This window comes from Pseudomonas sp. Irchel 3A7, assembly GCF_900187565.1.
GTDB lineage: Bacteria > Pseudomonadota > Gammaproteobacteria > Pseudomonadales > Pseudomonadaceae > Aquipseudomonas.
This window is the reverse complement of sequence record NZ_FYED01000008.1, coordinates 23,299-36,410: the sequence shown is the minus strand read 5'-3', so window position 1 is coordinate 36,410 and position 13,112 is coordinate 23,299. Positions and strand designations below refer to the sequence as shown.

The 13,112-nt window shown below is 57.6% G+C and carries 5 protein-coding genes and 1 pseudogene; 3 read left to right on the top strand and 3 right to left on the bottom strand.

Going from position 1 to position 13,112, the window contains the following annotated elements; translation table 11 throughout:
- Positions 1–145 precede the first annotated feature (145 nt).
- Positions 146–364, top strand: coding sequence for a DUF2970 domain-containing protein (locus CKW21_RS14690; RefSeq protein ID WP_095194675.1), 219 nt, complete (start codon positions 146–148; stop codon positions 362–364).
- Here the strand turns inward: CKW21_RS14690 and CKW21_RS14685 are convergent.
- Positions 361–1,445, bottom strand: a pseudogene (locus tag CKW21_RS14685) (ABC transporter substrate-binding protein). The gene CKW21_RS14690 and the pseudogene CKW21_RS14685 sit on opposite strands and share 4 nt — an antisense overlap.
- Positions 1,446–1,968: 523 nt before the next feature.
- Between CKW21_RS14685 and CKW21_RS14680 the strand changes: the two are divergent.
- Together CKW21_RS14680 and CKW21_RS14675 are read left to right on the top strand one after the other, a co-directional pair.
- Positions 1,969–3,627 carry a nitrite/sulfite reductase gene (locus CKW21_RS14680; protein ID WP_095194674.1) on the top strand — a complete coding sequence of 553 codons (1,659 nt, stop codon included), beginning with the start codon at positions 1,969–1,971 and terminating at the stop codon, positions 3,625–3,627.
- The gene (locus tag CKW21_RS14675) at positions 3,611–4,105 is read left to right on the top strand and encodes a DUF934 domain-containing protein (protein ID WP_095194673.1); all 495 of its coding nucleotides are present in this window, start codon (positions 3,611–3,613) and stop codon (positions 4,103–4,105) included. The genes CKW21_RS14680 and CKW21_RS14675 overlap by 17 nt, the downstream gene beginning before the upstream one ends.
- A 49-nt stretch (positions 4,106–4,154) precedes the next feature.
- Here the strand turns inward: CKW21_RS14675 and CKW21_RS14670 are convergent, their stop codons facing one another.
- Both CKW21_RS14670 and CKW21_RS14665 read right to left on the bottom strand, forming a co-directional pair.
- Positions 4,155–7,985 (bottom strand): leucine-rich repeat domain-containing protein, encoded by a 3,831-nt coding sequence (locus CKW21_RS14670; protein ID WP_256590230.1) that lies wholly within the window; start codon positions 7,983–7,985, stop codon positions 4,155–4,157.
- A 53-nt stretch (positions 7,986–8,038) separates the two neighbouring features.
- Complete coding sequence (locus tag CKW21_RS14665) at positions 8,039–12,925, bottom strand: NEL-type E3 ubiquitin ligase domain-containing protein (RefSeq protein WP_095194671.1); 4,887 nt, start codon at positions 12,923–12,925, stop codon at positions 8,039–8,041.
- Between the last annotated feature and the right edge of the window lie 187 nt (positions 12,926–13,112).

The window sequence follows — 13,112 nt, the reverse complement described above, 5'->3', positions numbered from 1 at the left end:
GGCCCTTCCAGTCAATATTGTTTGTGACTGCCAGTACGCCATCGCGGGCAAGTCGAATCGTCGCACCGCCGCTCCCACAGGATTGGTGTCTCCCCAGGTTGAATTTGTCTATGCTTACTTTTCACACACACGTGACGAGGGGTTTATGGACGATCCAGTCGACAACAAGCCGCCAACCTTCTGGCAGATGCTGCACAGCGTCATGGCCGCGGCGTTCGGGGTGCAGAGCGGAAAGAATCGCGCGCGGGACTTCACCCACGGCAAGCCCAGTCATTTCGTGATTCTGGGGATTTTGTTCACGACCGTGTTCGCATTGACGCTCTACGGCATCGTGCAACTGGTGGTGCATCTGGCAAAGATTTAGTGCATCAGGGTTTGCAGGCTGAACGGGTAGCGCCAGGACGTTGGTCGCCCCTTGGCCGAGAGCTTGTGAAAATCCACGCCGAAATCCTGTGCGGCGCCCATGGCCAGCAGACGCTTGGCTTGTGCCCGGTCAATCAGCTGTAACAGCGGAATCTGCCGATCACGACCACCGTACTGGCTGATGTCGATGCCCTCATCGTAGTCACGCAACTGTACCAGCGCCCAGCCCCCAGGCTGAAGTGCCCACCCAGCAACACGCTCAAGCGGTTGTCGAGCAGTGCGTGCAAGGCGGCGGGCGAGTTGTTGATCGTACCGAATAGCGCATCCTTGCCGGGTTTGCCGCCCGACTCTTCGAAGGCGCGCATCACACCAAAGCCCATTTCGTCATTGGCCGACCAGATCAGCGACGTCTGCGGGTAGCGCCTGAATAACATCTTGGCCTGCTCATAGGCCCGCTCCCGGGTCCAGCCACCGTACACCAGCTGGCGCAGACGAACCTCAGGGTGTTCGGCCAGCGCCCGGCGCATGCCCTTTTCGCGCAACTGCGCCGATGGCGTGATTTTCAGTCCGGAGAAGGCCAGCAGGTCAATGTACTGACCGGGAGCCACCGGAGGGTGCAAGCGGATCAGTTCCTTGAGCATCAGGTAGCCGCCCTCCTCGTCGTTGGGCACCAGGCTACCCACCCAGCCGGGGTATTTGTCGGGCCGGGCGCCGAGCAGGCGCATCTGGTCCGGGGTCAGGGCATTGTTGACGATGAACAGCTTCACCCCGCTGCCATGGGCCAGGCGCAGGATTTCGGGGGCGATGTATTGTTCGTTGACGAATACCAGATAGTCGGGCCGGTGTGGCCCTTGCAGCGCTTCACGCGCTTGCGCGAGGGTGATCTCGGCGTTGCGGTCGGAGTACTCGATACGCAAATCCATGCCCAGGTCCTTGGCGGCAGCCTGCATGAATTGCGAGTAACTGACCCAGAACGCTTCCCTCGTGGTTCCCGGATTGAGGAACAGCACCGACGCTGCCTGAGCGCAAGGTCCCACGACCATCGTCAGCGCCAGCAATACGCCACACAGCAACTTCAACATTGGTCGTCCGAGCCCCCGGAAATTCGCCGCGCATTATAGCCAGCGAACGCCCGCAAAACGGCGTTTATTCCGGTTTTTGTCCGACAATCGTCGGAACGAGGCCCGGACGGGGTCGTTTATTGATGGCTGACCCAAAATACCGCAGTGCCGACGACCAGAATGATCAGGAACAGAATCGCCCAGGCATCGACCGTGCTATCGCTTTTCCTTGCTTTGGTTGGGTTGCTCATTGCATCGCCTCTTGTCGGTTTTATCGGTGATTGCATAAAGACTCGACCACAGTTAAGACGATGATTGCCCGCACGACAAATGTGGGTTAAGTGACAACCGTTCTCGTTAGGCGATTTGGTTCTTTACATATACTCAAACATCACTTTTGCGCATAACTGCAAACTGGTATCTTGCCCCGGCTCCGTAGGGAGTGCGCGGCCGTGCGCGCAGAATTGCAGAGGCTCTATCGGGTTCCGGCAAGCACAAAAACGCAGCTGTATCCGAGCGACCCAAGCCTGAGAACAGGACTTATATGTACGTATACGACGAGTACGATCAGCGGATCATCGAGGACCGCGTCAAGCAGTTCCGTGATCAGACCCGACGCTATCTGGCAGGCGAGCTGAGCGAAGAAGAATTCCGCCCCCTGCGCCTGCAGAACGGGCTTTATATCCAGCGCTTCGCACCCATGCTGCGTGTGGCGGTGCCTTACGGCCAATTGACTTCGCGCCAGATGCGAATGATGGCCAAAATCGCCCGCGACTACGACAAGGGCTATGCCCATATCAGCACCCGGCAGAACGTGCAGTTCAACTGGCCGGCGGTGGAAGACATCCCGGACATCCTGGCGGAACTGGCCACCGTGCAGATGCACGCGATCCAGACCAGCGGCAACTGCCTGCGCAATGTCACCACCGACCAGTTCGCCGGCGTCGCAGCCGATGAGCTGATCGACCCGCGCCCATGGTGCGAGATTGTTCGTCAATGGACGACTTTCCACCCGGAATTCGCTTACCTGCCGCGCAAGTTCAAGATCGCCGTCAACGGTTCGACCTCCGACCGTGCCGCCATCGAAGTCCACGACATTGGCCTTGAGCCAGTGCATAACGCCGCGGGCGAACTGGGTTTCCGCGTGCTGGTTGGCGGCGGCCTGGGCCGTACCCCGGTGGTGGGCGCGTTCATCAATGAGTTCCTGCCGTGGCAAGACCTGTTGAGCTACCTCGACGCCATCCTGCGGGTGTACAACCGCTATGGCCGTCGTGACAACAAGTACAAGGCGCGTATCAAGATCCTGGTAAAAGCGCTGACCCCTGAAGTCTTCGCCCAGAAAGTCGATGCGGAAATGGAACACCTGCGCGGTGGCCAGACCACGCTGACCGAAGCCGAAGTGCAGCGCGTCGCCAGACACTTCGTCGACCCGGACTACAAGGCCCTGGACAACCAGAGCGCCGCATTGGCCGAGCTTGATAAAGAGCATCCGGGCTTCGCCCGCTGGCGCACCCGCAACACCCTGGCCCACAAGAAGCCGGGTTATGTCGCCGTGACCCTGTCCCTGAAGCCGACCGGCGTTGCGCCGGGCGACATCACCGACAAGCAGCTCGACGCCGTGGCCGATCTGGCCGACCGCTACAGCTTTGGTGAATTGCGCACCTCCCACGAGCAGAACATCATCCTGGCCGACGTCGAGCAGGACAAGCTGTTCACCCTGTGGGGCGAATTGCGCGAGAACGGTTTCGCCACGCCGAACATCGGCCTGCTGACCGACATCATCTGCTGCCCGGGCGGCGACTTCTGCTCCCTGGCCAACGCCAAGTCGATCCCGATCGCCGAATCGATCCAGCGCCGCTTCGACGACCTGGACTACCTGTTCGACATCGGTGAACTGGACCTGAACATCTCCGGTTGCATGAACGCCTGCGGTCACCACCACGTCGGCCACATCGGCATCCTCGGGGTGGACAAGAAAGGCGAAGAGTTCTACCAGGTGTCCCTCGGCGGCAGCGCCAGCCGTGACGCCAGCCTGGGCAAGATCCTCGGCCCGTCCTTCGCACAGGACGATATGCCTGACGTGATCGAGAAGCTGATCGACGTGTACATCGAACAACGTACCGAAGACGAGCGCTTCATCGACACCTACCAGCGTATCGGCATCGACCTCTTCAAGGAACGCGTCTATGCAGCGAATCATTAAGAACAACGAAGTCGTCGACGAAACCTGGCACTTGCTGCCCAAGGATTTCAACATCGACGAAATCACCAACTGCGACGATTACATCGTCCCGCTGCAACTGTGGCGCGAACACAGCCGTATGCTCCTGGCCCGCGACGGCGGCCTGGGCGTGTGGCTGGATGCCGATGAAGAAGCCGAGGAAATCGGTGAAGACGTGGCAAGCTTCCAGGTCATCGCCTTGAACTTCCCGGCCTTCACCGATGGCCGCAACTACTCCAACGCGCGCCTGCTGCGTGACCGTTATGGTTTCAAAGGCGAATTGCGCGCGATTGGCGATGTGCTGCGCGACCAGTTGTTCTACATGCACCGCTGCGGTTTCGATGCCTTTGCCATCCGCCCCGATAAAGACCCGTACGAAGCCCTTGAAGGTCTCAAGGACTTCTCGGTGACCTATCAGGCCGCCACCGACGAACCGCTGCCGCTGTTCCGTCGCCGTTAAAAAATAAAGCCCTGACTCTGCATGGAGCCAGGGCTTTATCCTTTGGGGGTTATTCGATCTGAAATGGCCGCCCCATCGCTACCCAGTCGTTATAAAGTCTGGCCCGATCTTCCAATGCCGTGAGCACTGCTATCGGGTTGTCGAAAGCGCCTCCCGGCATCGGTACATCCCGGGCTATTCGCGTCCACGACTCTTGCGACGCATCAGCGTCACTCAACAGTCGCCATACCCGTGCCTGAAGATCCAGATAGTTCACCCGGTAATCCGCAGTCAAACTCAACGGACTCATGGCCCCCAGGAACCGCCTGCTGCCTGGATTCAGGGCCAATCGTTGCCAGACTTGTATCCTTGCGTTGCGCTGCCCTTCTTCGACACCCAGCAGCCAGGGTGTCGGGCCTAAATAGTCGCTTCCCGGCGCGTCCAGCCACAGGTTCAAACCCGTTCTTTCCCGGTGCGCGACCAGCCTGCGCAAGGTGTCCTCATCGGTCAAGGGGTTGTGCCACAACAGTACGCGATCCCTGGCGACGGCCTGATTCAGGACTGCCTGCGGGACTCTTCGAATCTGGTTATCGCTTAAATCCAGGGTTGTCAGGTAGGGCTGATCCATGATCCCGACCGGGCACGACGTGATTTGCGCATTGTCGAGCCTCAGCGTACGCAGCTGATTCATTCCCATGATCAAAGGAGGAGCGTCCAACGGATTGTTGCCAAGATCCAGTGATTGCAAATTAACCAACTGACTTAACTGCCCCGCAGCATTCTCTGAGAGTCTCAAATGAGTGGAGCGTAGACTCAACGTAGTGAGGTGTTGTAACTCGGGAATAGTGGATGGCAGCACGCCCACCCATTGTCCTTGTAAATTGGGTATCCGCAGGTCAGTGCCCTCCAGGTCCAATGAACGTAATAACGGAAAGCCTTCAAGAAAGCGATCCAGGGTATCTCGCCTGGTCAAATGGAAGTTACGCAGGTTCAACTCGACCACATCATTAAGCCGGACACTCAGCGCGGGCAAGCGATGAAAGTCCTCAAAATCCATATTCATCGTGAAGCCTGTGATATGGCTTCCGGAGTAATGGCTGTTTTGTTGCGGTGCACGCTTTTGCAAGACGGCGATCAGTTCATCGGCCAGCTCTCTCCTGGTCTCACATTCGTATTCATATGCCTCCTGCAACAGCTCTGTATTACGTATTTGGATTTGTGCCTGGTCAAGACCAGCGGCTTCGGGTTCCCCCATTTGCAGGAAAGGTATATCCATCTCTACGAGGTCTTGCGCCGTTTGCTCGATCCAGGCATTTAGATCCGTGTTCAGCTGCTGTAATTGATGATTCAAACCAAAAAGATGTGCCGCAGCCCCGTCACCGAACTGCTGCAAGAAAGCATCCATCTCGGCATTGGAGAACTCAGGATACATATATTCGAGCTGTGCCCTCGTCATTACTTGCGTCAACTCCTGGGCTTGAGGGGTTCCAGGGAAGCCTCCTCCTCTCAGCCCCTGCGCCTCGAAGGGCAACGCTGAATCCATTCTGGACAGACCAAGGGCCAATTCGGAACGGGATAAGAGCTGGTCGCTGACGTTCAGTTTCAACTCAGCTGCCGGGTCACTGGATGTGAACCCCAATACGTTATGCTCGTCCCTGGTCAGCACACCGACGACAGCTTCATAAATATTCGGAGCCGCAGCGGGTTGGGTCGACAGGCCATCGAACCTGTAGCCCGCATCCGACTTGATCAAGGTCCGGCAATCAGGTGTGTCGAGCGGCCCCGCGCGATCCAGAATCCGACCGCCAATCGAACTGTCGCGTACGTCTAATCGCAACCCTTTCGGCCATCCCGGCAGATTTACCAGAGAGTGCAACGCCAGTGTGTCCGATTCAGGGTTGCTGACTGACCGCAGATAGAGACCTTCAAGAGCCCGATTGATACGCACATGCTCCTGGTATTGGCGCGCCTTGCCGTCCAGTTGCTTGAACAGGTCCTTGGCCTGGACGGGGTCGGGTGGTGCCTGGAAGTCGACACCATGACGATCCAGTACTTGCTCGACGGCAGCCTTGGGCAGATCGGGGTATGTCCGTTGAAACAGCTGGACCCATGGGTGTTCCGACTGCTGGAGCGCCTGATATCGACGGTTGAATTCAGCCTGCGCGCTCGATGGATCGTGCAGTGCCGTGACTTCCTGATCGATCCTGAAACGGTCGATGGTATCGGCCAACAGCGGGGTCGGCGCGCGTCCTGCCTGCATCAGGCGCAGCATGTCATTGTCGACTGCGCTGACCCTGCCGATCTGTGCCAGCACTTCGTCACTGAATGTACCTGCCGGGACACCCACTCCACGCAACAGATCGGTACGCGTCGGCAATGGCAAGGCCGGCGTTGCGGTGATGTCCGGCCCGTGAACCGGTCCTGCTTCTGGAGGCGTCGAGGATTCGCGACTGCGTTCCCCTGCCTTGGCGAAAGGCCCCTCCTCTGCCCCTCCGTGGCCGATCGACGCGGCCTCTGCGACCAGCGGCAACGCATTGAGCACGCCGAACACCGTGCGAGTGACACCTTGCGAACGCTTGTCGGCCGTATCACCGTTGATGGCTTGATCCAGGCCGTAGCCGGCATCGATGAGTCCGGCAAGGGCCAACAACCCTTCACCACCCGGTACGAACAACGCCAGCGGACCAAACTGGTTGACCCATTGGACGATGGGCTCGACCACGGCACTCAGGTTGTCGCGGTTGACCTGCGCATCGTCGCGGATGGTTTCGACACTGGCCTGGGCGGCCTGCTTCATGGTCAGGACCAGCTGTGCAAAGGGATCGGTTGGCGAGGGTTGAACATCCAGATCGATGTAGTCGACAGGATTCCAGTAACCATCATTGTTGAAGAAGCCCGCCTCTCGAGTCAGATGATGCTGCGCCGGAAATTGCGCCATGCCGTCCAGCGCCGTCAGTACGCCGGCGTGAAACGTCCCGTCGCGGCGATCTTCATCGATAAAGTGCGATGCCAGCGCTTGCCGGGTTACGTACGACCGCCCCTGATCGACAATCCATTGGCGCAGGTGGCTTCTGTCTGAAAACTCGTGGATCGGGGAGGAGTTGCCCGGGATATACACAATCACCCTGTCGCTGGATCGATCACGGAAGCACCAGATATCCGTCGCCGAGTACCGATAGAGCTTGAGGAAGCTTGCCTCGACATCCGGAGGCATGCGTGTCGGCGCTTGCAACGGCTGCAGTGTCAACGTTGGCCACGCCTGATCCGGCGGCAAACCGGCAGCATGCAAGGCCAGTTCCAAACCTTTTGCCGACAGACTGTTTTCATGCCGCTGCAACCAGGCCGTCATGACAAAAGCGGCTTTGGTCGAGGTTCTCAAGGGATAAGACCCAGCCCCCTTGATCGCCTTGTCAGAGGGCCAGGCTTTATCGACATAGGCTTGATACTTCTCCTTGAAAAAAAGCGTCCAGACCCACTGTTTGAAATCGGCCGGCCTCAGAGGGAGCTGGGTTTGCGGCCCATAAGTCTGGGGCGTCGTCTGGCGGTAGATACCTTCATACACTTCATGGCCGTCACTCGGCTCGATGTTTTCCATGATGTGAATGGCAGGGCCGACATCGGGAGGCGTGTAGAAACCAAATGCCGTTTCGCCAAAGCGGCCATCGCCTACGGTCTGCTCATTGGAAAGCAGTGCCTGCACGAGCGATTGCGAACGCGCGACTTGCCCCTCGTGCCTGACAACCCGGCTGGAGCTCGACCAGAAGTCGTAATGCAGCGTGACCAGTTGAGCCGTTTGCGGATCGATATCCCGACCCCACTTTTCCCGAATCAACTGCTCGCCGAATTGGGCAGGGTTTTGTGGTAGCGCGGTATCGACTGCCGCGCTCAAGTCGTCACGCATTCGAGGCGCCGGGGCTGACCCCGACGCGGAGAGGTCAATAGGCGGTGGATTGATCATTGTGCATTCCCTCGCGTATCGCCGCTGACAGATGCGCGCGGCACCGAGAGGCCTGGATGTCTGGCCAACGCCTCGGTAGTCAGACGCGTGAACAGTTGTTGGTTCTGGTTTTTATCGTTTTCAATGATCGCCCTCATGCGTTGACTGGCAGTTGCACGCGGCAAGTCGACTTGTGCCTCCAGCTGAATCAATGCTTGCGCCGTGCGCTCGGAAATGGCGGTGAACTGGTCCTGATAAGTCGCCAGCAAATATTCATGCCAGAACCCTCGCGTGATGAGCGACGCCATGACGGCTGTCGGCGTCTCTGCCTTGACGACGGCCTGGTAGGCGTTTTCCAGCTGTTGTGGGGACACCTCGACATCCAGCCGAGTATTTACTTCTCGAGGCTGGGCGAGCAGATCCAGTCGCTGCGCCAGTCCGACGCGATAAGCAAGACTGAGTTCGTATGCCTGTTCACGATTGATCGATCCGGAACTGATACGGCTGGCGACGTCAATCAAGGCTTGCCGTTCGACCTGCTGCAAGCGGAACAGACCTCTGATCAATCGAACCATTTCGCCCTCAAGGGAACGATTGCCGCTACGCGCAGCCGCCATGGCCCGGTAACACAACACCCGCACCTCCAGGTTGCTGAAGATCCTGGCCGGATCGTCGGCACTGACCCGGCCGATCCGGCTGATTCGAAACAATGAGCGGCGCAACACATCGTCTTCACCCGCCGCCTCCAGCACCTCCCATACCCGTTGCGACATGACGGTCGGTAACCGGTTGTAATCGGCGGTATTGAGCAGTTGGCCGAGCAGGTTAAAAAAATCTCCGGAGTTCGGGGAAATCGACAACGCAGTCCAGAGCGTCTGTCGGTCTGGAATTTGATCGGAGGGAGTGGAGGTCATCCAGTCGGCGCCGCCAAGATCCAGAACCGGCGCTGTGGCGGCGACGGCACGGTAGTCAGCGGTAATCACCCCCAAATTGATGCCCTGTGACTGGTGATAAGCAGCGATCGCCTGCAGACTGGACGACGACAGCGGATTGCCATCGACATGGGTGCCGCGGTTCAACGCAGTTCGAGCCTGAAACACCGATTGCGGGATCTGCTCGATGGCGTTGTCGCGCAGATCCAGAGTCTGCAGATCGGGCAATTCGCTCGTCCCCACCGGCCATTCGATAATTCCGGTGCTTCGCAGTGCAAGATGGCGCAGCTTGCTCAGCGTGGTGACCGTGAGCGGCCGTCCGAGGGTTGGATTGAAACTCAGGTTGAGCGTCTGCAGGTGGGTCTTGCCGCTCAACGATGTGATCGCTTCAGGCGTCAGATTAATCTGGTTATCGCTCAGATCCAGGCGTATCAGGTTTGGCATATCGGCCACCGCTTGAGGAATGCGCGTCAATTGGTTGCCGGTCAGGCTCAACGAATGCAATTGGGTGAAGTTACGCAGAAACGCATTCAACCCCGCACTGCTGCCCACCTGGTTCATCTCCAGCGTGCCGATGTGATCGAAATGGCCGACGATCACCGGCATGTCACCCAATGGATTGGCATCGAAGGTCAAGCGGTAGTGCATGGGCGACGCTTGAAGGGTGACATCGGTTTCCTTGCGCCAGGCGCGCAGAATCGCCTGCGCCGCCCGACTTTTGCTTTGACGGGGCACCTTGCGCCTGGGGCCGTCGCCCTCTTGATAATGGCTTTCGCGATGGATCCAGTGCTCCAGCGCAGTGCAGATGTTCTGATATTCTTGCCTGAGACTTTCAAGCGTTCTGAGCACAAGCACTTCATCCGTTCCCAGGGTCACTAGAAAACGCTCGATCTGTGCCCTTGAATGCGTTGGATACAGCTCCCGGGCTCGCTGCACCAGTGCGGGTGACCGTTGCTCCTTGGTTTCGAGGCTGGTCAAGGCTCGCAATGTAGAACGCTGGATCGGTCGATCCGCCAGTCCCATGGGCGAGCTATAACCCGCACGTACGGGCAGAATGCCGATCACCCGGGAGACGGCATCCCTTCGCTGCAGGGCCAGGTCCGTGATTTTCTGCCGCAAACCGACACCTGCATCGTCCGCTTCGACGCCCAGGCTTTTGCGGGCGTGTTCGGGCAGGCTCTCCCAAAGCGACTGGAAAAAATGTTCGCGGGTACGGTTCGCATGGGTGTACAGAACCTCGTACTGAGGATCCCTCACGTCGTAACGGTCGGCGTAGGCTTCGATGAGCACTTTATGGGTCGCGTCATCCGGACCAATTCGGGGCTTGCCTTCCGAATTCACTGCCCATTCCATCATCTGTACAGAGACATCGTTCGGCCAGCCCGGCAAGTTTTCCAGGGCATCGAGCACGAGAAAATACGTGCCTTGATCGCTGGCGGCGCCCAGGTACAGCCCTTCATAGGCCCGGTTCAAACGCAACACCTGCACATACCGCCGTGCTTCTTCGGCCAGCCGTAACGGTACGCGGTCGGCCTCCAGCGCCTCCCACTCACTGACATCGGCATGTTCCACCAGCTCATCGGCGACACAACCTGCCAGTTCGGTAAACGCTTTCTGAATAGGTGCTGCAAGTTCCAATCGGGAAACATCGGCACGGCGAACGAGCCGGTCAAAGAGAGAGAGACGCAGGTTCTGCGCACGCCCGGCTATCAGGGTGGCGAACAACGTCGGCCAGGTCGCGGTGTCGGTGGTGTCGGAACCCAGCAGTAGCGAACGCTCCTGAGCACCCAGCTTCGCCAACAGTTGTGATGGATACCGTCCATTGAGCAACAATTCATCACGGATTTTTATTGTCCGGGTAGCCGAGGCCCGTCCGTAGCGTGTGACTTCACCACCGACAATATTGGTAATGCTCACGGCCGCGTCTCGTGGCCATGTTGCCTGCGAAGTCAGTATGAACATCTGCAAATCGGCATCGGCATAGGGCGCGGATGCCGGTGAGTTCATCTGTTCGATGAAGCGTCTGGTCTCTGCATCGGCGCGAAAACGGCGTGCTGTATCGACCAAGGTCGCCATGGGTTTGCGGCGGTCAACGAACAACTGCCGCAAAGGCGCTTCGTCGACGCCAATGCTGGAAAGGATTTGCAGGGCCCGGGTGTCGGACACCTCTTCCTCGCGATAACCCAGGCGTCGGAACAGGGTCAAAAGGTTCCAGTCCTGGGGCAATTCCGAGGCGTGTCGCCATGCGCCCGCACCGTTGGTTTCAAGCAACGGTGAGTAGCGATCGGTGGTTTTCGGAGACTGAATTTCCCACAGGCCCGTATCCGGTTTCGGACGCACAGCCAAGGCATTCGCGCCAATGGGCAGATAGCGAGTGCCCTGCCTCGAAAGAAGCCCTTGCTCATTGAGCCGTACGCCGGCGCGCATCGGTATTATCCGTTGATAAGCGGCGAGGTCGGATTTCCATAAACGCAAGGAACCGGATGAAACATCCACTGCCCTCAGCCCCTGGACAAAATTCGAAGCCCTGACGGCCTTGTAGGTTTTGCCAACCGCCGAGGCACCGGCGCTGATTGCCGCCAGCAAGACCAGATTCTCGAGGGTATCGAAAAAATGATCGGTGGCTTGTTCCTGTTCACCCTTGGCCCAACTGTCGAAACCTTCGTAAATTCCTTGCAGTAACTGGAAACCGGCCACGGCAAACATGACTTCGCCAACGACAGGCACAAACGATGCAAAAAACAGCGCGATGTTGAAGCCGACAGCCTCGTAGACCTCCAGCCGGGTCAACCGCGTTTTCTCATCCTCGTCATCGGTAGGTACGACCAACAACCTCGAATCAGCCACGACTTGCGCTGCACGCTGGCGGTACATCGCCATGAACAGATCGGTTTTCACATCCGTCGGGAGGTCAAATCCGGAGATCTGCGTGTAAAGGCTTGATAGGGGAAACGGAGATTTAGGTGGGTTCAGAAGCTGCAAATCCAATGCTTTCAGGAACTTGTCGCGATCCTTCAACGCGATAAAGCGAATGAAATAATTGCGAAATTCGGGCGTTTTCAAGCGATTGCTCAATTCCACTTCGAATCGGGTAAAGGTCACGTACTCCTTCAACGGATGCAATGGATCATCCGGCATATAAATCACACAACGGTAATCATCGTCGGTGTGTTCGCCGACAGGCCCGATGAACAACGGACCATTGATCTTGACTCCGAAAATTTCCAGGCGCTGATAGCCAAGCGTGTTATTACCCAACCTGATGATCGGACTGCCCTGTGCCACCGTTTTCAGCATCTGATAAACATCAGTACTGACATGCTTTTTCATTAAAGCGATATGCCTGGCAACTTCAAATTGATCTTTCGCCAGCGCCACATACTGATCGCGCAAACTACCCGCTTGCGTTCCGTCACCGAACAGCGCTTTCACATGAACTTGATATTGCTTGCCCAGATCCAGCGTGCGGCAAAGTTGTGCAAACTCATGGGGCTTTATCGACAGCACTTTGCTGGATCGGCCGGTGATTCGCTCCGGCACATAAATCAAGGAATCGTCGTGATAGTTTCCCGCCTGGGTCTCCGGCGCTTCGAAGTTTTCGCAGGCCGCGTTCAGCAGACCCCGGTCAATGGGCAAGACCAGCTTCTTGCGCAAGCCGAGCAAGCTGGAAGTCGAGCGCACATGCTGGAAAATCACGCCCTCGACATCGAAGGGTTCGCCCAGTTTACCCGACATCGCCCTGGCCAATAATGGCGCGCAAAATGATTCCGGAGACTTGAACGTCTTTAAATCGTCCAGCACATCATGCCGCGTTTGATAACTGGCTTTGAGACTTTTATAAAGTGCGTCGCGCAGGTCAGTCGAGGACTCAAGCAGCCAGGAGGGTGTCTGCTTTTTAATCAAATCAAAAAAAACGCCTTGTTGCGCAGGCGTCATGACGGGTGGTTTGGTACTGCTCGTTTTTACATCCATGTTGAACGACCTTGAAACTGATTGGAGCACTCAGCTTAAGATCGAACCTTTTTTGTAAATAGCGCAAATACCGGATGAATACAGCCGTCAATACAACAAGATTAAGAGAGGTTGATATAGATATGTACCACCACCGATTCGACTCACCTGTAACGAGGGCCTTGTTACTGAACCACGCAACAAGACC